22 protein-coding genes are annotated in these 25,571 nt (G+C 57.5%); 11 read left to right on the forward strand and 11 right to left on the reverse strand.

The features are described from left to right. Positions 1-75: 75 nt before the first annotated feature. From BM007_RS07680 to ybbA, 3 genes are all read right to left on the reverse strand, one after another. Positions 76-1,221: a porin gene (locus BM007_RS07680; protein ID WP_024906872.1), complete on the reverse strand. Its 1,146-nt coding sequence runs from the start codon at positions 1,219-1,221 to the stop codon at positions 76-78. Between the two features lie 183 nt (positions 1,222-1,404). Next, a complete protein-coding gene (ybbP, locus tag BM007_RS07685; RefSeq protein ID WP_090417972.1) occupies positions 1,405-3,819 on the reverse strand; it encodes a putative ABC transporter permease subunit YbbP in 2,415 nt (804 codons plus the stop codon). Next, positions 3,816-4,502, reverse strand: coding sequence for a putative ABC transporter ATP-binding protein YbbA (gene ybbA, locus BM007_RS07690; protein WP_090418247.1), 687 nt, complete (start codon positions 4,500-4,502; stop codon positions 3,816-3,818). Before ybbA ends, ybbP begins: the two co-directional genes overlap by 4 nt. Here ybbA and tesA point away from each other — a divergent pair. The 3 genes from tesA to BM007_RS07705 are packed head-to-tail and all read left to right on the forward strand — an operon-like array spanning position 4,473 to position 6,808. Continuing rightward, on the forward strand, positions 4,473-5,096 hold the full coding sequence (gene tesA / locus BM007_RS07695) for a multifunctional acyl-CoA thioesterase I/protease I/lysophospholipase L1 (protein ID WP_032646200.1): 624 nt from the start codon (positions 4,473-4,475) through the stop codon (positions 5,094-5,096). The genes ybbA and tesA overlap by 30 nt on opposite strands. A gap of 28 nt (positions 5,097-5,124) precedes the next feature. Then, positions 5,125-5,895, forward strand: a complete 771-nt coding sequence (locus BM007_RS07700) for an SDR family oxidoreductase (RefSeq protein ID WP_014882827.1) — start codon at positions 5,125-5,127, stop codon at positions 5,893-5,895. Positions 5,896-5,953: 58 nt separating this feature from the next. Continuing rightward, positions 5,954-6,808: a co-chaperone YbbN gene (locus BM007_RS07705; RefSeq protein ID WP_090417974.1), complete on the forward strand. Its 855-nt coding sequence runs from the start codon at positions 5,954-5,956 to the stop codon at positions 6,806-6,808. Positions 6,809-6,857: 49 nt separating this feature from the next. On the opposite strand, the gene fetB is transcribed toward BM007_RS07705, so the two are convergent. Both fetB and fetA read right to left on the reverse strand, forming a co-directional pair. Beyond that, on the reverse strand, positions 6,858-7,640 hold the full coding sequence (fetB, locus tag BM007_RS07710; protein ID WP_024906866.1) for an iron efflux ABC transporter permease subunit FetB: 783 nt from the start codon (positions 7,638-7,640) through the stop codon (positions 6,858-6,860). Further along, positions 7,633-8,304: an iron efflux ABC transporter ATP-binding subunit FetA gene (gene fetA, locus BM007_RS07715; RefSeq protein WP_032646196.1), complete on the reverse strand. Its 672-nt coding sequence runs from the start codon at positions 8,302-8,304 to the stop codon at positions 7,633-7,635. Before fetA ends, fetB begins: the two co-directional genes overlap by 8 nt. Before the next feature lie 143 nt (positions 8,305-8,447). Here fetA and BM007_RS07720 point away from each other — a divergent pair, with 143 nt between their 5' ends. The 3 genes from BM007_RS07720 to BM007_RS07730 are packed head-to-tail and all read left to right on the forward strand — an operon-like array spanning position 8,448 to position 10,695. Beyond that, positions 8,448-9,287, forward strand: a complete 840-nt coding sequence (locus tag BM007_RS07720) for a hypothetical protein (RefSeq protein WP_024906864.1) — start codon at positions 8,448-8,450, stop codon at positions 9,285-9,287. A 44-nt stretch (positions 9,288-9,331) separates the two neighbouring features. Next, complete coding sequence (locus BM007_RS07725) at positions 9,332-10,246, forward strand: SPFH domain-containing protein (RefSeq protein ID WP_024906863.1); 915 nt, start codon at positions 9,332-9,334, stop codon at positions 10,244-10,246. Beyond that, the gene (locus BM007_RS07730) at positions 10,243-10,695 is read left to right on the forward strand and encodes an NfeD family protein (protein ID WP_024906862.1); all 453 of its coding nucleotides are present in this window, start codon (positions 10,243-10,245) and stop codon (positions 10,693-10,695) included. The genes BM007_RS07725 and BM007_RS07730 overlap by 4 nt, the downstream gene beginning before the upstream one ends. On the opposite strand, the gene cueR is transcribed toward BM007_RS07730, so the two are convergent. Then, the gene (gene cueR, locus BM007_RS07735) at positions 10,692-11,102 is read right to left on the reverse strand and encodes a Cu(I)-responsive transcriptional regulator (RefSeq protein ID WP_024906861.1); all 411 of its coding nucleotides are present in this window, start codon (positions 11,100-11,102) and stop codon (positions 10,692-10,694) included. The genes BM007_RS07730 and cueR overlap by 4 nt on opposite strands. A 108-nt stretch (positions 11,103-11,210) precedes the next feature. Here cueR and copA point away from each other — a divergent pair, with 108 nt between their 5' ends. The 3 genes from copA (at position 11,211) to ybaK (ending at position 15,233) form a co-directional block, all read left to right on the forward strand. Beyond that, entirely contained in the window at positions 11,211-13,709 is a 2,499-nt protein-coding gene (gene copA / locus BM007_RS07740; RefSeq protein WP_090417977.1) for a copper-exporting P-type ATPase CopA, read from the forward strand. Between the two features lie 50 nt (positions 13,710-13,759). Next, entirely contained in the window at positions 13,760-14,554 is a 795-nt protein-coding gene (locus BM007_RS07745) for a TraB/GumN family protein (RefSeq protein WP_090417980.1), read from the forward strand. A gap of 199 nt (positions 14,555-14,753) precedes the next feature. Beyond that, positions 14,754-15,233, forward strand: a complete 480-nt coding sequence (gene ybaK, locus BM007_RS07755) for a Cys-tRNA(Pro)/Cys-tRNA(Cys) deacylase YbaK (protein ID WP_045909742.1) — start codon at positions 14,754-14,756, stop codon at positions 15,231-15,233. 119 nt (positions 15,234-15,352) lie between these two features. Here ybaK and ushA read toward each other — a convergent pair whose 3' ends face one another. Continuing rightward, positions 15,353-17,005 carry a bifunctional UDP-sugar hydrolase/5'-nucleotidase UshA gene (gene ushA / locus BM007_RS07760; protein ID WP_090417983.1) on the reverse strand — a complete coding sequence of 551 codons (1,653 nt, stop codon included), beginning with the start codon at positions 17,003-17,005 and terminating at the stop codon, positions 15,353-15,355. Positions 17,006-17,174: 169 nt separating this feature from the next. Here ushA and BM007_RS07765 point away from each other — a divergent pair, with 169 nt between their 5' ends. Beyond that, on the forward strand, positions 17,175-18,395 hold the full coding sequence (locus BM007_RS07765; protein ID WP_024906857.1) for an MFS transporter: 1,221 nt from the start codon (positions 17,175-17,177) through the stop codon (positions 18,393-18,395). 229 nt (positions 18,396-18,624) lie between these two features. Then, entirely contained in the window at positions 18,625-20,301 is a 1,677-nt protein-coding gene (gene ybaL, locus BM007_RS07770) for a YbaL family putative K(+) efflux transporter (RefSeq protein WP_024906856.1), read from the forward strand. Between the two features lie 92 nt (positions 20,302-20,393). Here the strand turns inward: ybaL and BM007_RS07775 are convergent, their stop codons facing one another. The 4 genes from BM007_RS07775 to htpG all read right to left on the reverse strand — a co-directional run bounded on the left by BM007_RS07775 (position 20,394) and on the right by htpG (position 25,563). Continuing rightward, the gene (locus BM007_RS07775; protein WP_024906855.1) at positions 20,394-21,698 is read right to left on the reverse strand and encodes an inosine/guanosine kinase; all 1,305 of its coding nucleotides are present in this window, start codon (positions 21,696-21,698) and stop codon (positions 20,394-20,396) included. A gap of 62 nt (positions 21,699-21,760) precedes the next feature. Further along, the gene (gene hemH, locus BM007_RS07780) at positions 21,761-22,723 is read right to left on the reverse strand and encodes a ferrochelatase (RefSeq protein ID WP_048991473.1); all 963 of its coding nucleotides are present in this window, start codon (positions 22,721-22,723) and stop codon (positions 21,761-21,763) included. A 125-nt stretch (positions 22,724-22,848) separates the two neighbouring features. Next, on the reverse strand, positions 22,849-23,493 hold the full coding sequence (gene adk / locus BM007_RS07785) for an adenylate kinase (RefSeq protein ID WP_006809841.1): 645 nt from the start codon (positions 23,491-23,493) through the stop codon (positions 22,849-22,851). Positions 23,494-23,688: 195 nt separating this feature from the next. Then, positions 23,689-25,563 (reverse strand): molecular chaperone HtpG, encoded by a 1,875-nt coding sequence (gene htpG, locus BM007_RS07790; protein WP_024906853.1) that lies wholly within the window; start codon positions 25,561-25,563, stop codon positions 23,689-23,691. Positions 25,564-25,571: the final 8 nt, after the last annotated feature.

Genomic DNA, 25,571 nt, shown 5'->3' on the forward strand with positions numbered 1-25,571 from the left:
GTTTTTAATGTTTGTTCCCTCTCCCCGTGGGAGAGGGTCAGGGTGAGGGCATCAGGCCGCACCCTACAAGATCACTTAGAAGTCGTAACGCAGACGCACCAGGTTCATGTCGCCCAGGTCGTCGGTGCTGGAGGTGAACACGTGTTCGTAGTCCACGCGGAAACCGTAATCCAGCTGGAAGCTGATACCCACGCCGTTGTCGATGCGCTGGTAGTTGCGGCCATTCACGTAGTCAATACGGTCGCCCATGAAGTAAGGCTGGATAGATTTAACCGCATACTGACCAATTGGGAACTTGTAGCCCGCAAAGTATTCAATACCCCATGCATCACCGGCGAAGTAGTCGTTAACAGACACTTTTTTGGTGGTCATGAAGTTCTGATACCAGCCGCCGCCAACGGAGAATGTCCAGTTGTCCGGGGTCCAGCTCAGCGCGGTACCGAGGATGTTCTGGTCGTAGGTTTTGCTGTCGCCATTGGCCGGGTTACGCATATCCGCACGGGTGTAGTTCCACGCGGCGCCCCAGGTCAGATCGGTGGTCAGGTGGTAATCCAGACCCAGTGAACCGCCGCCTTTACGCTTGTAGCGCAGGCCGTTGCCCGGCAGGTATTCGCTGTCTTCAAACAGGTAGGATGCATAAATGTCAGCATCGCCCACGGTTTTCTTATATTTCAGCATATTACGTGAACGGTAAGAGCCGTCGTAATCGCCTTTGATCCCGTTACCTGGCGCCTGACCGATCATGTCGTAGTCCCAGATATCGGTTTTCGCGCCCACCACATCATAGTAAACGCTGTTCTGTTGACCGAAGGTCAGCGTACCCCAGGTGTCGCTCTTCAGACCGGTGTAGAGCATACGACGCGTCGTGTCGTGGTCGCTTTCGCTGTAGTGGTTGTCCCAGTTGAACATTGCAGGGAAGTTCACGCCCAGCTCGTAGTAGCTTACCCAACTGATGTCATCAAACAGGTAGTAATCTGCTGCGAAACGGAAACGGGTGCCGCCGTCGAAGCCGTTACGCTTGTAAGAACCTTTGTCGCCGTCACCGGTCATCATGTTGAACTGTGGACGGATACTCCCACCCACGGTGAAGTTCAGGCGGCTCAGCGGGTTACCCGCCTGAGGATCCTGCTTAAGAACGGTGATTTCCGCCTGAGAAGCGAAGGTAGTCAATGCCACTGCCGCGCCGATCGTTGCCGCCAGCGCTGATTTTTTTATAGTCATTATTTTTCCTTAATAGACACGCTGCTAAATATTTAGCGGGTGAATATTAACTGGAAATAATCGGGCTGTGTGGTCGGGTTTTTAATGTTTTGTGCTACTAAATGAGTGGGTATTATCACTTTGTGCTTTTTAAACACTACGCACCGGCATTTGAAACCGGTGCGTAACTTTCACCGTGCTAAATCAACTCGCGAACTGACGGAACAGGGCTTTGCCCTTTAACAGCCGCGTGCCGAGCCAGCCTCCGCAGAGTGAAAGCAGCACAGCGCCACAGAGAGGCAGGATCAACCAGAGACGCCAGTCAGGCTCCCACGGGAAGTCGAAGACTTTTGTCTGCAACACCGCCAGCGCCGTCTCTGCGCCAATGGCTGCCACCAGACCCGCCACCAGCCCCAGCAGCGCAAACTCGCTCCAGAGCGTCATCCGCAGCAGCCGCTTTCCGGCCCCCAGCGTGCGGTAGACCACCAGCTCCTGATGGCGCTGGCGCATGCCTACCTGCACCTGGGCCAGCAGCAACAGCACGCCGCAGATCGTCACCAGCACCACCATGACCTCCAGCGCGCGGCTCACCTGCTCCAGAACCTGCCCTACCTGCTTCAGGATCGCTCCAATATCCAGCAGGCTGACCGTCGGAAACTCCCGGTTAAGCTGGGTCAGCATGCCGTTGCCGTTTTCCCAGCGGAAGCTGGTCAGCCAGCTCTGCGGCTGACCGTCCAGCGCCCCCGGCGGGAAGATAAAGAAGAAGTTTGGCCGCAGGCTTTCCCAGTCAACTTTACGCAGGCTGGTGACCTTCGCGGTAAAATCCTGGGTATCGCCGGTAAAGGTCACGCTGTCCCCAAGCTTCACGTTCAGGCGCGTCGCCAGCCCCTCTTCCATCGACACTTCCCCCGCTTTTGGCGGCCAGGTGCCAGCGGTTATCGGGTTGTGGTCAGGGCGTTTCTCCTGCCAGGTCAGGTTCAGCTCGCGGTTAAGCGACTCGTCCTTGTTCCCCTCCGTTGGCTGCCCGTTGATCTGCGTCAGACGCGCGCGAACGATGGGATAGAACGACTCAGGGATAATGTGATGCTCCGACAGGAAACCCTTTAGCGGAGTGACCTGTTCTGGGGCAATATTGATCAGGAAAAAGTTCGGGCTTTCCGGGGGAAGCTGCTGCTGCCAGCGATCGAGCAGATCGCCGCGCAGCACCAGCAGCAGCGCCAGCAGCATAAATGACAGCGAAAAGGCCGACAACTGGCTGAGCGTTGACCAGGGCTGATGCAGCAGGCGGTTGACCGCCAGGCGCACGGGCAGGGATTTTACCGTCAGCCTCTTCAGGACATTGAGCAGTATCCAGCCCAGCACGCCGCACAGCAGCGCCAGCACAACCGCCCCGGCCAGTACCGCCCAAAGCAGCGTGCTGCCCCCCATCAGCCACGCCAGCAGCCCCACCGCCACCGCAATAATCACCGGAAGGTAGAACTTCAGCGGCCAGACGTTCGCCACCACATCGCTGCGGAGCACGCGCAGCGGCTGCGTGGCGAGCAGCAGTCGGTAAGGGCGTAGCCCTACCAGCAGCGAAATTACCGTCATCGCGCCGATTGCCCATAGCCACGGCCAGAGGCTGGCCGGCGGCAGTGCGGCCGGTAGCACCGGTTTCAGCATCACCATCAGCAGTTTTTCAAACAGCAGCCCCATTATTCCGCCGGTCAGCGCGGACAGGACCAGCAGCATCAGCCACTGACCGACAATCAGCTTGCGCAGCTGCGCCCTGCCCGCCCCCAGGGTTTTGAGGATCGCCACCAGGTCGTAACGACTGCGGCAGTAATGCCCCATCGCCACGGCCACCGCCGCCACCGCCAGCAGCAGGGTCAACAGGGCCGACAGCAGCAGGAACTGCTGAGAGCGCTCCAGAGATTTACCGAGCGCCCCCTCGTCCTGCTCCAGCCCGTACCAGCGGTGTTCCGGTTTGAGCTGCGGCAGAAGCCATTTTTCATATGCGTCAAGCTGGGCAGGCGTGCCGCCAAACTTATAGCGCCAGGTAACGCGGCTGCCCGGCTGTACCGCATGGGTTGCTGCTACGTCCGCGGTGTTCATCAGCAGGCGCGGCGCAAGCTGGAACGGGTTAAACCCAGAGTCAGGTTCCTGTACCACTTCCCCGGCAATTTTGAGGGTGGCGTCGCCGACGTCGATACTGTCGCCGGGTTTCAGATTCAGCAGCGCCATCAGACGCGATGCCAGCAGCACCGTACCGGGCGTGGGCTTTAATCCCGGCGGGCGGGTCTGCAAGTCACCGTACATCGGGTAGATGTCATCGACGGCCTTGACGCTCGCCAGCTGCGGCGTGTCGCCCGCAAAGGTCATGGTCTGGAAGCTTACCTGCTCCCCCACCTTCAGCCCTTCTTTACGCGCTTCGTCAATCCAGCCCGGCGGCACGGGGCGGGAGCTTTGCAGCGCCCGGTCCCCCGCCATAAACTCCCGGCTCTGCTGGCTGAGCCCTTTTTCCATCCGGTCGCTGACGCTGCCGAGCGCCAGCACGCAGGCCACCGCCAGGCTTAACGCCAGCCAGACAATCAGCAGCGAGGGCGAGCGCCACTCGCGCCAGAACCAGCGGGTAATCATGCCTCCTCCTGAAGAATACCGTTAACCAGCCGCAGGCGACGGTCGCAGCGGGCGGCGAGCTGCGGATCGTGGGTCACGAGGATCAGCGTGGTGCCGTGCTCGCGGTTGAGCGAAAACAGCAGGTCGGCAATCCTGTCGCCGGTTTTACGGTCAAGGTTACCGGTAGGCTCATCGGCAAACAGCACTTCCGGGCGACCGTTAAACGCCCGCGCCAGCGCCACGCGCTGCTGCTCACCGCCAGAAAGCTGCGCGGGAAGATGGTCGAGACGTTTCCCCAGACCGAGCTGTTCCAGCAGCGCCTTCGCGTGAGCGCGGCTTTCACGGCTATTTTCCCCGCGCAACAGCGCCGGGAGCTCGACGTTTTCCAGGGCGTTCAGGGTCGGGATCAGCATGAAGGACTGGAAGACAAAACCCACGTGACGCGCGCGCAGCGCCGCCCGCGACTCTTCATCAAGCTGGTGCAGCGGCTGCCCGACAAGGTGGACCTCGCCGCTGCTGCCGTCGTCCAGACCGGCCAAAATCGCCAGCAGCGTGGACTTACCGGAACCGGATTCGCCAATCAGCGCGATGGTTTCAGCGCGTTTGACAACGAGTTCAACTCCAGTAAGGATGGAAAGCTCGTGTTCCCCCTGACCGACGGACTTCTTAAGATGATGAACTTCAACACTGTTTTCCGCTGGCATTTGCCCTTCCTGTTTTTGATTCTGATGACCTTCCGCGCGGCGGCAGCGGACACGTTACTGGTTCTTGGCGACAGCCTGAGCGCAGGCTATCGCATGGCGGCCAGCGCGGCCTGGCCCGCCCTGCTCAATGAAAAATGGCAGAGCAAAACGTCTGTAATCAACGCCAGCATCAGCGGTGATACCTCGCAGCAGGGCCTGTCGCGCCTGCCTGCGCTGCTCAAACAGCATCAGCCACGGTGGGTGCTGGTTGAGCTTGGCGGTAATGATGGCCTGCGCGGTTTCCAGCCTCAGCAAACGGAGAATACGCTGCGCACCATTTTGCAGGACATCAGGGCGGCAAACGCCCAGCCGCTGCTGATGCAAATTCGCCTGCCCGCCAACTACGGTCGTCGGTATAATGAGGCCTTTAGCGCGATCTACCCTAAGCTTGCCAAAGAGTTTGATATTCCGCTGCTGCCATTTTTCATGGAAGAGGTCTATCTCAAACCCCAGTGGATGCAAGACGACGGGATCCACCCCAATCGCGATGCGCAGCCGTTTATTGCCGACTGGATGGCAACGCGGCTGGCTCCTTTAGTTAAACATGACTCCTGATTAAGCGGAGATCCTGACAGGTAAAGTTATGCAAAAATCGGTCTTAATTACAGGATGTTCCAGTGGAATCGGTCTGGAAAGCGCGCTCGAATTGAAGCGCCAGGGGTTTCGGGTCCTGGCGGCCTGCCGCAAACCCGACGATGTCGAACGCATGAACGGGCTGGGCTTTACCGGCGTGCTGCTGGATATGGACTCACCGGAGAGCGTTGAGCGCGCCGCCGATGAGGTGATTGCACTGACCGACAATCGTCTGTACGGGCTGTTTAACAATGCCGGTTACGGCGTGTATGGCCCACTGGATACCCTCTCCCGCGAAACGCTGGAGAAGCAGTTTTCGACCAATTTCTTCGGCGTGCATCAGCTCACCATGCGTCTGCTCCCCGCGATGCTGCCCCACGGTGAAGGACGCATCGTGATGACGTCGTCGGTGATGGGGCTGATTTCCACCCCAGGACGCGGCGCCTACGCCGCCAGCAAATATGCGCTGGAGGCCTGGTCCGACGCCCTGCGCATGGAGCTACGCCACAGCGGCATTAAGGTCAGCCTGATTGAACCCGGCCCGATCCGCACCCGCTTTACCGAAAACGTGAACCAGACGCAGGCGGATAAACCGGTCGAGAACCCCGGTATTGCCGCACGTTTTACCCTCGGGCCAGAGGCGGTGGTGGCCAAAGTGCGCCATGCTTTTGAGAGCGAACATCCCAAAATGCGCTATCCGGTGACGCTGGTCACCCATGCCGTAGGCTGGTTAAAACGCCTGCTGCCGGGCCGGATGATGGACAAAATTTTACACGGCTGAGTTGAAGCGACGACGCGCATCCCCATGTAAAGAACAAACCGACAAAAGAGAAAGCCGCATGTCCGTACAGAATATCGTCAATATTACAGAAGCTAACCTGCAACAGACCCTTGAACAGTCGATGACCAAACCGGTCCTGTTCTACTTCTGGTCTGAACGCAGCCAACACTGCCTGCAGCTGACGCCGGTGCTGGAGAGCCTTGCCGCCCAGTACAACGGTCAGTTCATTCTCGCGAAGCTGGACTGCGACGCCGAGCCGATGGTGGCGTCCCAGTTTGGCCTGCGCGCCATTCCCACCGTCTATCTGTTCCAGAACGGTCAGCCTGTTGACGGCTTCCAGGGGCCGCAGCCGGAAGAGGCTATCCGCGCCCTGCTGGATAAAGTGCTGCCGCGCGAAGAAGAGCTGAAGGCGCAGGAAGGCATGGCGCTGATGCAGGAAGGCAAATACGACGAGGCGCTGCCGCTGCTCAAAGAGGCGTGGCAGCTGTCGAATCAGAACAGCCAGATTGGCCTGCTGCTGGCGGAAACGCAGATCGCCCTGCACCGTTCAGAGGACGCGGAAGCCGTACTCAAGACCGTTCCGCTGCAGGATCAGGACACCCGCTACCAGGGTCTGGTCGCAAAAATTGAGCTGCTGAAACAGGCGGCGGACACCCCGGAAATTCAGCAGCTGCAGCAGCAGGTTGCCGACAACCCGGCGGACGCCGCGCTGGCAAGCCAGCTGGCGCTGCAGCTGCACCAGGTAGGGCGTAACGAAGAGGCGCTGGAGCTGCTGTTCAGCCATCTGCAAAAAGACCTCGCTGCCGCAGACGGTCAGGCGCGCAAGATGTTCCAGGAGATCCTGGCCGCGCTGGGCACCGGAGACGCGCTGGCGTCGAAGTATCGTCGTCAGCTGTACGCGTTGCTCTACTAACAAAAAAATGCCCGGTGGCGCTAACGCTTACCGGGCCTACAAAACAGGCTTAACCCGTTTTCTTTAATTGCGTCACCACCAGCTGGTGACGCGCGTTGTAAAACTTCCGATAGGTCAGGTAGCAGGCAATGATGGTCGACAGGCTTGCCGTGGAAAGCAGCATAAACGTCACCATGATCTGATACTTAATCGCTTTTACCGGATCGATACCGGCAAAAATCAGCCCCGACATCATGCCCGGCAGGCTCACCAGCCCCACCGTTTTGGCGGAATCTACCGTTGGGATCAGCGATGAACGAATGCTCTCGCGAATCAGCCGCGCCGAGGCCACTTTTGGCGTTGCCCCCAGGCTTAGTTTCTCCTGTAGCTGCTGCTGTTCACTGCTGAATCGCTGGCCAAGGTTGTTGTAACAGAGCCCAACGGCCACCATCGCGTTCCCGGCAATCATCCCCGAGATAGGGATAACCTGCATCGGCGTAAACTCAATCGAGCCGGAGAGCACCAGCACCGCCAGCGTGAGCGCCGTACCGGTGGTAATGGCGATAAACGACGAGATAAATGCTTTATCAATGTATTTACTGCGTTTTTTCGCATTCCACGCCGCGTTAAAGCAGATAAAGAGCACCATCAGCAGCGTCAGCACCGCGTGGTTAACGTTGAAGATATACTTCAGCACATAGCCGACGATGATGAGCTGAATCACCGCGCGGCAGATGCTCCACACAATATCTTTTTCCAGCCCCAGCTTTTCGCGGTAGCTGACCACAATCGCAATCAATACCAGCACCATCGAAAAGGCCAGCGATTCGTTGGTAATGTTATGTTCACCCACGGTTTGCCTCCTGCATTTTTCCGCCGTGCGGCTGAAGCGTAATCACGTCATCCGCATGGGTTATTTCGTTAGCATCGTGCGTCACCCACAGCACGGCAATATTTTGCTCCCGGGCGTAGCGATGAATAATCTCGTTGACGTTGCGCTTGTTGACGTCATCCAGCGCGCTGGTGATTTCGTCAAGCAACAACACCTTCGGTAAAAACTGCAGGTTGCGGATCAGCGAGACGCGCTGCTTTTCTCCGCCCGACAGCGCGTTGATGGATTTGGTCAGCGTCTCCTGCGCCAGGCCAAAGCGGGCCAGATCGTTGATAAACTGTTCCGGCTCCGGCGTTTTATTGCGGATTTGCCACGGGAAAATCAGGTTGTCATAAACCGTATCGCCAAAAAGCACGGGCGTTTGCACGCAATAGGAGACCTGCTGGCGATAGCTTTCCGGAGAGAGCGACGCAATATCCTGTCCTTCAAACAGAATGGTTCCCTCCGTCGGGCTGAGGAGTGAGGCCACGATTTTCAACAGCGTGCTTTTGCCGCAGCCTGAGGGGCCCGTGATTAATTTAAACTCACCTGGCGACAGGCTAAACCCGACGTGCTGCAGGATCGTGTTTTCCCCGACCCGAAATCCGACATCCCTGAGAAGTAATACGTTTTTTTTATCGTTCATTGCGCTTCCGTTAACCGCTTTTTGTCATAACCGTCTGTAGCATAATCCTTTCGCCCGCACAGAGCGAATAGCCTCACGCTAAAGCAAGTGTTAAACTTTTTGTTTGTTATTTGTCACCACCATCACTACAGGAAGTATGCGACATGGCACATATCTTTTATGAGTTTCCTTCCCTGAAGCCTGGTGTTCCTGATGTCGAAACATTAATGGAAGTCATCAAATCGTCGGAACTCACGCGTTTTGTCATTGGTGCAGAGGTGGTGGATTTTGTTAAGAAGGCGCTCATCGTGAACACCACGATCGGCAGCTTCAAAAATTGCTATTTCGCCTTCGACAACGGGACACACTTCCTTGAATTTGACGGTAAGGGAAAATCAAAACGTTTCAATGACGTACCCGACTGGTTCGTCTCTCCGGCGGAATTTTCACGCACCCAGTGGCTTATCAACCACAATCTTGCGGATGTAAAAGCCACTCAGTTCATTGACGTGCTGATGTCCTACCCGCTGAAAGAACGCCGCGCGCACTGTAATTTGTTATTTGGGCTGGAGCTGGAAAAGGTGAATGCGGTTCCGGCCGCAGGTAAAATCGGCAATAAGAACGGTAAAACCACCAAACCACGCGTGACCGATCTGGGATCGTTTGAATTGTTCCGTCAGTTCTTTGCACGAATGAAAACCGCCGTGCTGGCCGATGAGTTCCCTACCCTGCAGGTCCTGACGGGCATGGATAATCTGACAAAAGCGCCGCATAATTTAAAGCAGGGTATCAGAACCTGGTTTAAGGCCATCGCGGGCGACCTTCCACCGAATAACAAGCGCGTTGAAGCGGGGAATGCCGTACTGTTCTGCGCCCCCATTCGCGAACAGATCCAGCGTATCGAAGCGCTGGGGCTGGAGAATTACTACGAGGGATTATCGAAAGCCATTGCTGAAGCGGGTGATGGATTCATCTCTGACTTTACCTATACTTACGAGCAATAAACACACACTTTCACTCGTCACAGCATGCAAAACAGGAGGTTTTTATGCTTATCGTTGTTCCGGTCCTTATTTTCGTTGCGCTGGTTATCGTGGGCGCCGGCGTCAAAATTGTCCCTCAGGGTTATCAGTGGACCGTTGAGCGTTTCGGTCGATACACCAACACACTCCAGCCTGGCTTAAGCCTGATTGTTCCGTTCATGGACAGAATTGGTCGCAAGATCAACATGATGGAGCAGGTTCTGGACATTCCGTCCCAGGAAGTGATCTCCAAGGATAACGCCAACGTCACCATCGACGCCGTCTGCTTTATCCAGGTGATTGATGCGCCAAAAGCGGCCTATGAGGTCAGCAACCTGGAGCTGGCGATCGTCAACCTGACGATGACCAACATCCGTACCGTGCTCGGCTCGATGGAGCTGGACGAGATGCTTTCCCAGCGCGACAGCATCAACACCCGCCTGCTGCACATTGTCGACGAGGCAACGAACCCGTGGGGGATCAAGGTCACCCGCATCGAGATCCGCGACGTGCGCCCGCCGGCGGAGCTGATCGCCTCCATGAACGCCCAGATGAAGGCCGAGCGAACCAAGCGCGCCTATATTCTGGAAGCTGAAGGGGTGCGTCAGGCGGAGATCCTCAAAGCGGAAGGTGAAAAACAGTCGCAGATCCTGAAAGCGGAAGGCGATCGTCAGTCCGCATTCTTACAGGCTGAAGCGCGTGAACGTTCGGCCGAAGCGGAAGCCCGCGCCACCCAAATGGTGTCTGAGGCGATTGCCGCCGGTGATATCCAGGCCGTGAACTACTTTGTCGCGCAAAAATATACCGACGCCCTGAAACAGATTGGCTCGGCGAACAACAGCAAAGTGGTGATGATGCCGCTGGATGCCAGCAGCCTGATGGGCTCTATCGCCGGTATTGCCGAACTGATCAAGGACAGCGGAAACGAGCGTAAAAAATGATTGAGCTGATCGTTGCACATCCTCATGCCTTCTGGCTAAGCCTCGGTGGCTTATTGCTGGCGGCGGAGATGCTGGGCGGCAACGGCTACCTGCTCTGGAGCGGTGTTGCCGCCGTCATTACGGGCCTTCTGGTCTGGATCCTTCCCCTGGAGTGGGCGTGGCAGGGCGCACTGTTTGCCGTGCTCACGCTGGTGGCCGCGTGGCTGTGGTGGCGCTGGCTCAACCGGCGGGTTAACGAGCAGAAACCGGTCGACGCGCACCTTAACCAGCGCGGGCAGCAAATTGTCGGCAAACGTTTTACGCTCGATACCGCCCTGGTAAACGGGCGGGGGCATATGCGGGTGGGCGACAGCTCGTGGCCGGTGGTCGCCGACGACGACCTCAGCGCCGGCACGCGGGTTGAGGTCATTGCGGTGGAAGGCATTACCCTGCGGGTGAAAGCCTGTTAGGCAGAGGCCTTACGGTGGCAGCAGCCGGCAAGATTGTCGATTATCGGGCAGTCGGCGCTGTCATCCCCCGGACAGGACTCCGCGAGCTGCAGCAGCTGTTCGCGCATCGCCTGCAGTTCGGTGATGTGACGTTCAATCTCGGCCACCTTTTCCAGCGTGCGTTTTTTCACGTCGGCGCTGTGACGCTTCGGATCGTTGAACAGGTTAACCAGCTCGCCGCACTCTTCCAGATTAAACCCGACCTGTCTTGCCTGGCGCAGCAGCGTCAGCTCATCAATATGCAGTTTCGTATAGCTGCGGTAGCCGTTTTCGCTGCGCAGCGGCGGCGTGACCAGTCCCTTTTCTTCATAAAAACGGATTGCCTTGCTGGTTAAGCCGGTTTTTTTTGCCACATCACTGATATTCACATTTCCCCCTTGACCTTCCCCTTGATGGAAGGTTTAACCTTCATAACAGTTAGTAAAAAGCGTTACTCCGGTCAACAACTGACCAAAATATTATACGGGAGTTTTGTTATGTCTCACACTATTGACCTGACGCTGGACGGCCTCTCATGCGGCCACTGCGTCAAACGCGTTAAAGAAAGCCTGGAACAGCGCCCTGACGTTGAAAGCGCTGAGGTGACTATCGATCATGCCGCCGTCACCGGCAGCGCTAGCGCGGATGCGCTGATCGATACCATCAAGCAGGCCGGTTACGGGGCGGAGTTAAGCCACCCAAAGGCTAAACCGCTGGCAGAGTCATCATCCCCGTCGGAAGCACTGACAGCGGCCACTCCTGAGCTTCCGGTAGCTGATGATATTGATGACAGCCAACAGTTGCTGATCAACGGCATGAGCTGCGCCAGCTGCGTCTCCCGGGTACAAAACGCCTTGCAGGCCGTACCGGGCGTCGCACAGGCACGGGTCAATCTTGCGGAGCGTACTGCGCTGGTGATGGGCAGCGCCTCCGCCGCAGATTTAGTGCAAGCCGTTGAGAAAGCGGGCTACGGGGCGGAGGCCATCGAAGATGATGCCGAGCGCCGCGAGCGCCAGCAGGAAACGGCTATCGCCACCATGAAGCGCTTCCGCTGGCAGGCCATCGTTGCCCTGCTGGTCGGTATTCCGGTGATGGTGTGGGGGATGATCGGCGAAAACATGATGGTTACCGACGACAACCGCACGCTGTGGCTGGTGATTGGTCTGATTACCCTTGCGGTGATGGTGTTTGCAGGCGGACATTTCTATACCAGCGCCTGGAAAAGCCTGAAAAACCGCACCGCGACGATGGATACGCTGGTGGCGCTCGGTACCGGCGCAGCATGGCTCTATTCGATGAGCGTGAACGTCTGGCCCCAGTGGTTCCCGATGGAAGCGCGGCATCTCTATTATGAAGCCAGCGCGATGATTATCGGCCTGATTAACTTAGGTCATATGCTGGAAGCCCGCGCCCGTCAGCGCTCCTCGAAAGCGCTGGAAAGATTGCTCGATTTAACCCCACCGACGGCCCGCGTGGTCACGGACGAAGGGGAAAAGAGTGTTCCGCTGGCCGAGGTTCAGCCGGGCATGACGCTGCGTCTGACCACCGGCGACCGGGTTCCCGTTGACGGTAAGATAACCCAGGGCGAAGCCTGGCTGGATGAAGCGATGCTGACCGGGGAGCCTATCCCTCAGCAGAAATCAGACGGCGACGCCGTGCATGCCGGTACGGTCGTGCAGGACGGCAGCGTGCTGTTCACCGCCAGCGCCGTCGGCAGCCACACCACGCTGTCGCGTATTATCCGCATGGTGCGCCAGGCGCAGAGCAGCAAGCCGGAAATTGGCCAGCTTGCTGACAGAATCTCGGCCATTTTTGTGCCGGTGGTGGTTGGTATTGCCCTGCTGAGTGCGGCGATCTGGTATGTCTTCGGCCCCGCGCCGCAGATTGTTTATACCCTGGTGATCGCCACCACGGTACTGATCATCGCCTGTCCTTGCGCCCTTGGTCTGGCGACGCCGATGTCGATCATCTCCGGCGTAGGCCGCGCGGCCGAATTTGGCGTACTGGTGCGGGATGCGGACGCGCTGCAGCGGGCCAGCACCCTCGATACGCTGGTGTTTGATAAAACCGGCACGCTGACGGAAGGTAAACCGCAGGTGGTCGCCGTCCACACCGTGGGCGTGACGGAAGAGGATGCACTGCGTCTCGCCGCCGCGCTGGAGCAAGGGTCCAGCCATCCGCTGGCGCGCGCCATTCTCGATAAAGCGAATGCTTCTTCCCTGCCGCAGGTCAGCAATTTCCGCACCCTGCGCGGGCTTGGCGTCAGCGGCGAAGCAGAAGGCCACGCCCTGCTGCTGGGCAACCAGGCATTGCTCAATGAAAACGGTATTGATACCACCGCGCTGGAAAGCGAGCTGAAAGCGCAGGCGTCTCAGGGCGCCACGCCGGTTCTGCTGGCGGTGGATGGCAAAGCCGCCGCGCTGCTGGCCGTGCGCGATCCGCTTCGCCAGGACAGCGTGGACGCCCTGCAGCGCCTGCACCGTGCCGGCTACCGTCTGGTAATGCTGACCGGGGATAACCCGACCACCGCCAACGCCATCGCGAAAGAAGCCGGAATTGATGAGGTGATTGCGGGCGTACTGCCGGACGGTAAAGCGGACGCCATCAAGAAACTGCAAAGCCAGGGCCGTCAAGTGGCGATGGTCGGCGACGGCATCAACGATGCCCCGGCGCTGGCCCATGCTGACGTGGGGATTGCGATGGGTGGCGGGAGCGATGTCGCCATTGAAACCGCTGCCATCACGCTGATGCGCCATAGCCTGATGGGCGTTGCCGACGCGCTGGCCATTTCAAAAGCCACGCTGCGCAACATGAAGCAGAACCTGCTGGGGGCGTTTATCTATAACTCACTCGGCATCCCGATTGCTGCCGGTATTTTGTGGCCGCTGACCGGCACGCTGCTTAACCCGGTGGTCGCGGGTGCGGCGATGGCGCTCTCCTCCATCACCGTGGTGAGCAACGCCAACCGCCTGCTGCGCTTTAAACCGAAGGATTGAACCTTGTACCCGTACGCGCTAGCATGAACCTTTCCGTTCATGGAGCGCGTATGGGTCTGTTTAATCGTATAAAAACATCGTTTCGCGCCCTCTTTCCTCGCCGTTACGCCTGGCCCGGTCTGGATATCTCGCTTCCCGGCGGGCAACACCTGCACCTGGTCGGCAGCATCCATATGGGAACGCAGGATATGTCTCCCCTGCCACCCGGCCTGATAAAACTGCTGAAACACGCCGACGCGCTGGTCGTTGAGGCGGACATTTCGGGTCAGGAGTCACCGTTTGCCGGGCTCGAGAGCGATCTCACCCTGGCGGAGCGCCTGGATGAGACCCAGCTTGCGGAACTGACGCGGGTCGCCGAGGAAACCGGCGTATCGCTCTTCATGATTGACACCCTGCCGCTGTGGCAAATCGCGATGGTATTACAGGCTACGCAGGCGCAGCGTCTGGGCCTGCGCGGAGACTACGGCATTGATTACCAGTTGCTGAACGCGGCAAGAGCGCGCAGTTTGCCCATCATCGAGCTGGAGGGGACGGACAGCCAGATTGCGCTTCTGCGGCAGCTTCCCGACGACGGCTTGATGCTGCTGGATGATACGTTGACCCACTGGCACACCAACGCGCGCCTGCTACAGACCATGATTGGCTGGTGGCTGGATGCGCCGCCAGAGGACGGTAAGCTGGCGTTACCGTCGACGTTCAGCGAATCGCTGTATGATGTGCTGATGAATGCGCGCAACAAAGCCTGGCGGCAGACGCTGCATGCTTTACCTGCGGGGCATTACGTGGTGGCGGTTGGGGCGTTACATTTGTACGGAGAAGGGAATTTGCCGTCACTGTTAAAATAAAAAAATGGCCAATATTTCTATTGGCCCGTCAAAGAGGAATTTCATCGTTTTTATTATGCCGAAGGAGACCTTCGGTTGAGCCGATTGTCGCTCAAAGTGACCATCACTGCCAATACTATTGCGCAAGATGGTGCTATTTTTTAGACAAACGTCAGGCGTATGATGTTGGCATGATTTGTCTGTCGTAAGAAGGATAGCTATGACTCCCGCCGTTAAATTACTCGAAAAAAACAACATTTCTTTCCGGATCCACACTTACGATCACGATCCGAACGAGACCAACTTTGGTGATGAAGTGGTGCGCAAGCTGGGGCTGAATGCTGACCAGGTTTACAAAACGCTGCTGGTGGCGGTGAATGGCGATATGAAGCACCTCGCCGTCGCGGTGACTCCCGTGGCAGGACAGCTGGATCTGAAGAAGGTCGCCAAAGCGCTGGGGGCGAAGAAGGTGGATATGGCCGATCCGATGGTGGCGCAGCGCACCACGGGCTACCTGGTGGGCGGCATCAGCCCGCTCGGACAGAAAAAACGCCTGCCGACGCTGATCGATGCCCCTTCGCAGGAATTTGACACCATCTTTATCTCCGGCGGCAAACGCGGGCTGGATATCGAGCTGGCGGCGGGCGATCTGGCGAAAATGCTGGACGCTAAATTTGCGGATATTGCCCGCCGGGAGTAAAAAAAGCCAGGTGGCGGCTACGAGGTAAAAGCAAAACGGTAACAGGCGTTACCGTTTTTTGTGTTCTCGCCCTCTCCCGGTGGGAGAGGGTTGGGGTGAGGGCATCAGGCCGCACAGCACTACTGCCAGCTCACCTCGCCTTTCGGCTCATACGCATTCACGTCAATCGGTGAATTCTGCTCGATATACTGCTTCAGCACTTCCGCGTCGATAAAGCCGGTGTTCACGTATCCCGGTTTATTATCAATATGCGGATAGCCGTCGCCGCCGGTAGCGTTAAAGCTTAACGTCGCCAGACGGTACGTTTTAGCCGGGTCAACCGGTTCGCCTTTGATCTTCAGGTCGTTAAGCTTGCCGTCTTTCGCGACGAAGCTGACGTTGGCAAACTGCGGATAGGCCCCGGAATCTGGCTTCATCTGCGCCACGGCGGTCAGGTACTCAATCACCTCTTTCCCGCTCATATCCGCATACACCACCACGTTGCCGAACGGCTGTACCTTCAGGACGTCTTTATAGGTGATGTTTCCGCCTTCGATGGAATCACGAATGCCACCGCCGCTCATTACGCCAAAGTCAGCGCCGGTGCGCGCTATTTGCGCCGCCAGCACCAGATGGCCCATGTTGGTCTGCACGAAGCGGACTTTGCTGCGGTCCCCTTCCAGGCGGCCATTGAGCGTGCCAATCTTCACGTCCAGCTGCGCCTTGCCTTTGTTCTGGAACGGCGTCAGCAGGGAGAGCATCTGCTGGTTCTCTGCAATCTCAGGCGTGTAAAGTACGCGCTCACTTTTCCCGTCCGGGTAGGTGACCTTCTTCTTCAGGTTGACCGGAATGAGCTGGTAGTGAACCAGCTTCATCTCGCCGTTACGGAACTCGAAATCTGCACGACCCACGTATTTGCCCCACTCGTGCGCCTGTACGATCCAGATACCGTTCTGACGGTCCGGCGCGCACGGCGTGCCCGGCACGTAGTCCACCTGCTTTTTGTTCTCCGAGGCCATACACACCGGATCCTGTGAGTGACCGCCCACAATCATTGCCAGCGAGCCTGCCGGCAGGCTGCGCGCCATCTCGACGTCGCCGGGAGCATTGGAGCCGTGCTCACCGTTGTCGTAGTGCCCCATGTGGGTGGTGGCGATAATCACGTCCGGCTTTTCGTTTTGCTGCAGCTCCTGAATCACCAGCTTCGCTTCGTCTGCCGGTTTGCGGAATTCGATATCGGTAAAGAACTCGGGGTTACCAATTTTCGCCGTATCGTCAGTGGTTAGGCCGATGACCGCGATCTTCAGATCCTGACGCTTAAACAGCGCCCACGGCTTAAACAGGCGTTCGCCGGTGCTTTTCTGATAAATATTGGCTGAGAGGAACGGGAATTTGGCCCATTTTTCCTGCTGACGCAGCACGGTCAGCGGATTATCAAACTCATGGTTACCCACGGCCATCGCGTCGTAGCCAATCAGATTCATGCCGCGAAAGTCGGGTTCGGCGTCCTGCAAATCGGATTCCGGCACGCCGGTATTAATATCACCGCCTGAGAGCAACAGTACGCTGCCGCCCTGAGCCGCCACCTCTTTGCGAATGCCATCCACCAGCGTTTTTTGTGCCGACAGGCCATATTCGCCGTATTCACTGCGCCAGAAGTGACCGTGGTGGTCGTTGGTATGCAGAATGGTAATTTTATAGGATTTGTCTTTTTCATACGCCTGCGCGGGCAGGCTTACCAGCCCCCACGCCGCGATGAGCGCCAGCGCGACGCCCCGCTTCATTAACTTCATCTTCTCTCTCCCTGACCAATAGACAAAGGCAGAAATTACAGTGACTAATAAGAATAGACAAATAAGTTTTCATAATTGCGACTTTCTTCAAATGTCCCGGGCGGGTATGTTAGTCGGATAATAATTACACCCTGCATCTCTAATAACTAAAGACGTGGTACTTCTCTCTATGGCAATCAGTGAATCAACCCAGCCCGCTCCGGGCGCGCCGGCGTCGCCGCCTGCATCGCGCACCTCCTTTAAAGTCTTAGGCGCAATCAGTCTCTCGCACCTGCTCAACGACATGATCCAGTCGTTGATTCTGGCGATTTACCCGCTGCTGCAGTCTGAGTTCTCACTCACCTTCGTGCAGATCGGGATGATCACCCTGACCTTCCAACTGGCTTCGTCGCTGCTGCAGCCGGTGGTGGGCTACTGGACGGATAAATACCCGATGCCGTGGTCGCTGCCGGTTGGCATGTGCTTTACCTTAAGCGGGCTGGTGCTGCTGGCCATGGCCGGGAGTTTTGAAGCCGTGCTGATCGCCGCCGCGCTGGTGGGTACCGGGTCGTCCGTGTTCCATCCGGAGTCCTCCCGCGTGGCACGGATGGCGTCCGGTGGTCGTCACGGGCTGGCGCAGTCGCTCTTCCAGGTGGGCGGTAACTTTGGTAGCTCCCTGGGCCCATTGCTGGCGGCGGTGATCATCGCGCCGTATGGCAAAGGCAACGTGGCCTGGTTTGTACTGGCCGCACTGCTGGCGATTATCGTGCTGGCGCAAATCAGCCGCTGGTATGCCGCGCAGCATCGCGTGAACAAAGGGAAACCTAAAGCGAAGGTTATTAATCCCCTGCCGCGCAATAAGGTTATCCTGGCCGTCTCTGTGCTGCTGGTGCTGATTTTCTCGAAATACTTCTATATGGCGAGCATCAGCAGCTATTACACCTTTTATCTGATGCAAAAATTCGGATTATCGGTACAAAATGCGCAGATTCACCTGTTTGCCTTCCTGTTCGCCGTCGCGGCCGGTACGGTCATTGGCGGGCCTGTGGGTGATAAGATTGGGCGTAAATATGTCATTTGGGGCTCTATCCTCGGCGTGGCGCCGTTTACTCTTATTTTGCCGTACGCGAGCCTTGAATGGACGGGGATTTTAACCGTGATTATTGGTTTTATCCTCGCTTCCGCGTTTTCCGCCATTCTGGTTTATGCCCAGGAGCTGCTGCCTGGCCGTATCGGTATGGTTTCCGGACTCTTTTTCGGTTTCGCCTTCGGCATGGGCGGGCTTGGCGCAGCGGTGTTAGGGATGGTTGCGGATCACACCAGCATCTTCCTGGTTTATAAAATCTGCGCTTTCCTGCCGCTTCTTGGGATGTTAACTATATTCCTGCCTGATAACCGACATAAAGCCTGAATTACAGGTAGCCAAAGTTTTACTTTGGCTACCTGACACCCTGATGCCATAAGGGTTTCTTCTTCATCCCCTCTCTGAATTTATCAAAATGCGCTTTTTTACGTGCATATTGCTGTTTTATTCAAACTTCAACAATTATTCATAAACATAAGGGTAAAAATTGTCATAAACTATTACTCGGTTTTTTGGTTTTCGCCAAAAAGGAACACCCACAACGAAAGGAGACGGAATGCACCACGCCACACCGCTTATCACCACCATTGTTGGTGGACTTGTGCTCGCTTTTATCCTCGGCATGATTGCCAATAAACTGCGTATTTCTCCTCTTGTCGGCTATCTGCTGGCAGGTGTTCTGGCGGGACCGTTCACGCCAGGTTTCGTTGCGGATACCAAACTGGCACCTGAACTGGCGGAATTGGGCGTGATTCTGCTGATGTTTGGCGTCGGTCTGCATTTTTCCCTGAAGGATTTGATGGCGGTAAAGTCGATTGCCATACCGGGAGCGATCGCCCAGATAGGGGTGGCGACGCTGCTGGGGATGGCGCTTTCGGCCGTACTGGGCTGGTCGCTGATGACCGGCATCGTATTTGGGCTGTGTCTCTCAACCGCCAGTACCGTGGTGCTGCTGCGCGCGCTTGAGGAGAGACAGCTGATTGACAGCCAGCGCGGGCAGATCGCGATTGGCTGGCTGATTGTGGAAGACCTGGTCATGGTCCTGACGCTGGTACTGCTGCCTGCCGTCGCCGGGATGATGGAAAAAGACAACGTCGGTTTTGCCTCGCTGGCGCTGGATATGGGCATCACCATCGGTAAGGTTGTGGCGTTTATCGCCATCATGATGCTGGTGGGCCGCCGTCTGGTGCCGTGGATCATGTCCCGCAGCGCGGCGACCGGCTCACGCGAGCTGTTTACCCTCTCCGTGCTGGCGCTGGCGCTGGGCATCGCCTTTGGTGCCGTTGAGCTGTTTGATGTCTCCTTTGCTCTGGGTGCGTTCTTCGCCGGGATGGTACTGAACGAGTCCGAGCTGAGCCACCGCGCTGCGCACGATACGCTACCGCTGCGCGATGCCTTCGCCGTACTGTTCTTCGTCTCCGTCGGGATGCTGTTTGACCCGATGGTCCTGATCCATCAACCGCTGGCCGTGCTGGGCACGCTGGCGATCATCATCTTTGGTAAGTCGCTTGCCGCCTTCTTCCTGGTACGAATGTTCGGTCACTCTCCGCGTACGGCGCTAACCATCGCCGCCAGCCTGGCACAGATCGGTGAGTTCGCCTTTATTCTGGCCGGTCTGGGCATGGCCCTGAATCTGCTGCCGCAGGCGGGGCAAAACCTGGTGCTGGCGGGGGCGATCCTCTCCATCATGCTGAACCCGGTGCTGTTTGCCCTGCTGGAAAAATATCTCGATAAAACCGAAACGCTGGAAGAGCAGACGCTCGAAGAGGCCATCGAAGAAGAGAAGCAGATCCCGGTTGATATTTGCAACCACGCTCTGCTGGTCGGCTTTGGCCGTGTGGGCAGCCTGCTCGGTGAAAAGCTGATGGCACAGGGCATTCCGCTGGTGGTGATTGAGACCTCGCGCACCCGCGTCGACGAGCTGCGCGAGCGCGGTATTCGTGCGGTGCTGGGCAATGCGGCGAACGAAGAGATCATGAATCTGGCGCATCTGGACTGCGCCCGGTGGCTGCTGCTGACCATTCCTAACGGCTATGAAGCGGGTGAGATTGTGGCTTCCGCACGCGCGAAGTGCCCAACAATTGAGATTATCGCCCGGGCGCACTATGACGACGAGGTGGAGTACATTACCGAGCGCGGTGCAGATAAGGTGGTGATGGGCGAGCGCGAGATTGCTAACACCATGCTGACGCTGCTGGAAAAACCGCCGGTTGAAGAGGCGGTGACGGGGTAAGTTTAGTGCGGTCTGATGCCCTCACCCTGGCCCTCTCCCACGGGGAGAGGGAACAAACATTAAAAAAGGCAACTTACGTTGCCTTTTTACATTTACCGATCCCAATACGCCTCTTCGAGGCTGTCTTCCCGTTCCGGCAGACCACGCGTTAAGCGCGGTGAGTGCTGGTTCAGTACCTGATAGCTCACGCGGTTGGCGTACTTACACACCTGCGCCAGCGACGAATAGGTCAGCCAGCTAAACTTGTGCTTGCTGGAGTTCGGCACGTTGGTTTTGTGGTAGGCGTTAGCGGTGATGTCGTGCAACAGCGCGGCCAGCGCGCCGTCGCCCGCGCCGTTGGTGTTCATGATCTTCTCCGGCCCGCCCATATAAGGCGCGATGTGAGAGTAGATCCGCAGCGGGTTGATGCAATCCTGATGGCGCATACCGCGGCTGAACTCGTACTGGTTAAACTCGGCAATCGCGCCGGGCAGCAGCGGGTGCTGGGTCTTGCGTTTGCTCTCTTCCTCCGTGAAGCCGGCCATATACAGCCCAACCGGGCCCGCGGTGCAGAGCACCAGGTCCACCCAGTCCAGCGCTTTATCAGATGCCAGCAGCGGATCGCTTTCACCGGTCAGCGCTTCGGCCTCCTCTTCGTTCATCGCCAGAATCGAGACGTGCTCTTTCAGGAAGGCCTGCCACCACTCCGGGTTATCGGCGATAACGAATTTCGTGCCCAGCGTCAGAACGACCGGCACGTTGTATTTCTTCGCGTACTCAATCGCCTTCATGGTCGCTTCCGGCATGGGCTCACCCGGCTTGCAGCGCACCAGGTAGGAGGTCAGCACCAGCGCCGAGGCGCCCGCGATCACCTCTTCGGGAATACTCTCGGCGCGCAGCTTGTTCATGTGGCCAGGGCTGATGGCAAAGGTACGCTCCCCAGACTCGCCGATCAGCGTGAAGCAGCGGCCAATCGGCCCGTCAACGCCCTGCAGGTAGTTCAGATCGGTACGGCTGGAAGTGTTGCAGAGATAGCGGTAGGCATAGCCACCAATTTCGATATTGCTGCACATCACGCCGAGCAGCACCGAGCGGTCGTCTGCCAGCACGGAGTAGTTATGCATGGTATTGCCGATGGTACCGCCGGCGAACTGATGGGTAATCAGGTTTTCGCGCACCAGCTCCTGGTACAGCGCTTCGGCAACGTCATCCTCAATCACCAGCGAGTGTCCGGCGCTCAGACCGTAACGGGCGACAAACGCATCATCCACTTTCGCCTCAATGTCCACCAGCGTCTGATCGATACCGACGACCCACGCCGCGCTGGTTTCATTTTCTGGCTGGATTTGCTGCAGGAGCGGATCGCGGGCATCGACGGGAAAGTAGTGTTTGGATTTGCGTTTACCGGGAAATTTCATGGTCTGAACTGTACGAAGAATATGGGCCGGAAATGGTAGCACAAACCCGGCCCGGAGTGCGATCAGCGGCTGTTCGTCACCAGCGAGACCATCATGTCGATATGCTCAGGCGAGTCGTTAAGCGCCGGAATGTACTCGTACTTTTCGCCGCCAGCCTCCAGGAAAAATTCCCGATTTTGCACCGCGATCTCCTCCAGCGTTTCCAGACAGTCTGCCGAGAAGCCCGGCGACATCACCTGAATATGCTTCACGCCCTTCTCGCCGAGCATTTTGAGGGTTTCATCGGTGTACGGCGTCAACCACGGCTCGCGGCCGAAGCGCGACTGGAAGGTCATCATCACCTTCTCCGGCGGCAGGCCAAGGGCGGAGACCAGCTCGCGCGTGGTATCGCGGCAGCGCTGGGGGTAATCATCCCCTTCGTTAGCGAAACGCTGCGGGATCCCGTGATAGGAAAGCAGCAGCAGATCCGGCTCGCCGTGCTTTTCAAACGACGCGCGCGCGCTGTTGGCAAGCGCCTTGATGTAGAGATCGTTATCCGCGTAGTCGCGAATAAAGGTCACGCCCGGAATGCGGCGGCGGGTCGCCAGAATGCGGGCCAGCTCGTCCCAGACGGCGGCCACCGTCGAGCAGGAGTATTGCGGGTAGAGTGCCAACACGACGATATGGTCCACGCCCTGCGCCAGCAGGGATTCTACCGCGCTTTCCAGGGAGGGTTTGCCGTAGCTCATGCCGAGCGCGACGGGCAAATCCGGCAGGCGGGCGGCCAGCGCTTTTTCCTGACGACGGCTATAGACCATCAGCGGTGAGCCCTCTTCCATCCAGACGGACTGATAGAGTTTGGCGACGCGCGGAGAACGAATCGGCAGAATGACGCCACGCAGCAGCGGCCACCACAGCAGTCTTGGGAAATCCACGACGCGCGTGTCGCTTAAAAACTGTCGCAGGTAGCGTTTTACCGCGTCTGATGTAGGTGCTTCTGGGGTGCCCAGATTGGCAAGCAGGATGCCGGTTTTCGCCTGACTCATTCACGCCTCTTAACCATTTGATAGGTTGTCAATTGTAGCGGAAATGCGTTTAAACGAAACCCATTGCTGTAATAGGTAAGATGAGAATATTTCTCACCCGGAGGGCCCGGGTGAGAGAAATGCGATTAGCCGAGGATTTTTTCCAGCTCTGCACGTACGTCAGCCACGGCTTTGGTGCCGTCAACTTTAGCGTATTTGGTGTTACCCGCCTGCGCTTCTTTGGTGTAGTAGCCGATCAGCGGCGCGGTCATCTGATGGTATTCCACCAGGCGCTTGCGCACGGTCTCTTCCTGATCGTCTTTACGGGTGGTCAGCTCTTCGCCGGTCACGTCGTCTTTGCCTTCAACCTTAGGCGGGTTGAATTTGATGTGGTAAACACGGCCAGAAGCAGCGTGTACGCGACGACCAACGATACGGTCAACGATCAGCTCGTCCGGTACGTCGAACTCCAGAACGTAGTCCACGTTGATGCCCGCTTCTTTCATGGCGTCAGCCTGAGGAATGGTGCGTGGGAAGCCGTCCAGCAGGAAACCGTTACGGCAGTCTTCCTGAGCAATGCGCTCTTTGACCAGAGCAATCACCAGCTCGTCGGTCACCAGCTTGCCTGCGTCCATGATGTCTTTCGCCTGTTTACCCAGCTCGGAGCCAGATTTTACAGCGGCGCGCAGCATATCACCGGTGGAGATTTGCGGAATACCGTATTTCTCCATGATGAACTGAGCCTGAGTTCCTTTACCCGCGCCCGGAGCGCCAAGCAGAATAATACGCATTGCGAAAATCCCCTCAAAAGTCGTTTCAATTTTTCAAAAGCGCTAAACAATACCACCAGAACGGGCATCGCTCAAGGAAGGCAGGAAGGCTGAAACGGTTAATGGGGGGAGATAATTTGGGAGGGTGCGGTCTGGTGCCCTCACCCCGGCCCTCTCCCACGGGGAGAGGGAGAAGACCAGGGGAGGCGTGGTCAATTACGCCAGCAGCAGCGCATTCACACGTTTAATGAAGAGGTTAGGATCTTCCAGCGTACCGCGCTCGGCCAGCAGGGACTGATCCAGCAGCAGTTCAACCCACTCGGCAAAGCGGGCGTCGTCCTGGGTATCCGCCGCGCGTTTCACCAACGGATGATCCGGATTGAGCTCAAAGATATATTTCACTTCCGGCATCGCCTGGCCCGCCGCCGCGAACAGTTTCGCCATCTGAGTGCCCATTTCGTCGGCATCGGTGGTGACGATGGCCGGGGTGTCGGTCAGACGGTGCGTGAAACGCACCTCTTTCACGCGGTCGCCCAGCAGGGTTTTCACGCGCTCAACGAACGGCTCCAGCGCCTTCTCGGCTTCTTTCGCGCTTTCGTCCACTTCATCCGCCAGCTTGTCGATGGACTCGTCGGCTTTGGCCACAGACTGGAAGGATTTACCGTCGAACTCGGTCAGGTAGTTCATCATCCACTCGTCGATGCGGTCAGAAAGCAGCAGCACTTCGATGCCTTTCTTGCGCAACAGCTCCAGGTGCGGGCTGCTCTTCGCCGCCGCGTAGCTGTCGGCGGTGATGTAGTAGATCTTCTCCTGCCCTTCTTTCATGCGGGAGACGTACTCTTCCAGCGACACGGTCTGCGCGGAGGAGTCGGTATGCGTTGAGGCGAAACGCAGCAGTTTGGCGATGGTTTCAACGTTCGCGGTGTCTTCTGCCGGGCCTTCTTTCAGCACCAGGCCGAACTGTTTCCAGAAGGTCTGATATTTTTCCGCATCGTCTTTCGCCAGTTTTTCCAGCATCTGCAGCGCACGTTTGGTCAGGGCGTTGCGCAAGTTACGGGTGACGGTGCTGTCCTGCAGAATTTCACGGGAGACGTTGAGCGGCAGATCGTTAGAATCGATCAGGCCGCGCACAAAGCGCAGGTAGTTCGGCATGAACTGCTCGGCGTCGTCCATGATAAAGACGCGCTGCACGTACAGCTTCAGACCGTGCTTGTGATCGCGGTTCCACATGTCCCACGGCGCCTGTGCCGGGATGTACAGCAGGCTGGTGTACTCCTGCTTACCTTCCACACGGTTGTGGCTCCAGGTCAGCGGGTCGGTAAAATCGTGGGCGATGTGCTTGTAGAATTCGTTGTACTCGTCGTCTTTAATTTCAGACTTGTTGCGCGTCCACAGCGCCTGCGCCTTGTTGATTTTCTCCCAGGAAACCACGGTTTCACCGTCTTTCTCTTCCTGTTTTTCAATCTCGACCGGCAGGGCAATGTGGTCGGAATATTTGCTGATGATGGAGCGCACGCGCCAGTCGTTCAGGAAATCGTCTTCCCCTTCACGCAGGTGCAGGGTGATTTCGGTACCGCGGTCCGCTTTGGTGATGTCATCAACGGTATATTCGCCTTCCCCTTTGGACTCCCACAGCACGCCGTTCTCAGCGCTGTCGCCTGCCGCACGGGTACGGACGGTGACTTTGTCCGCCACGATAAACGCCGAGTAGAAACCGACGCCGAACTGGCCGATGAGCTGGCTGTCTTTCGCCTGGTCCGAGCCCATGGACTCGAGGAACGCTTTGGTGCCGGATTTGGCGATGGTGCCGAGGTGGTCGATCACCTCGTCGCGGTTCATCCCGATGCCGTTATCGGCGATGGTCAGGGTGCGGTTCTCCTTATTGAACGAGACGCGCACGCGCAGCTCGCCGTCGCCTTCGTACAGATCCGGGTTAGACAGCGCGCGGAAGCGCAGCTTGTCCGCCGCATCGGATGCGTTGGAAATCAGCTCACGCAGGAAAATTTCTTTGTTGGAATACAGGGAATGGATCATCAGGTGCAGAAGCTGTTTTACTTCTGACTGGAAACCACGGGTTTCTTGTCCTTTCATCTATGTCG

The organism is Enterobacter sp. NFIX59 (assembly GCF_900113755.1).
Classification (GTDB): domain Bacteria; phylum Pseudomonadota; class Gammaproteobacteria; order Enterobacterales; family Enterobacteriaceae; genus Enterobacter; species Enterobacter pseudoroggenkampii.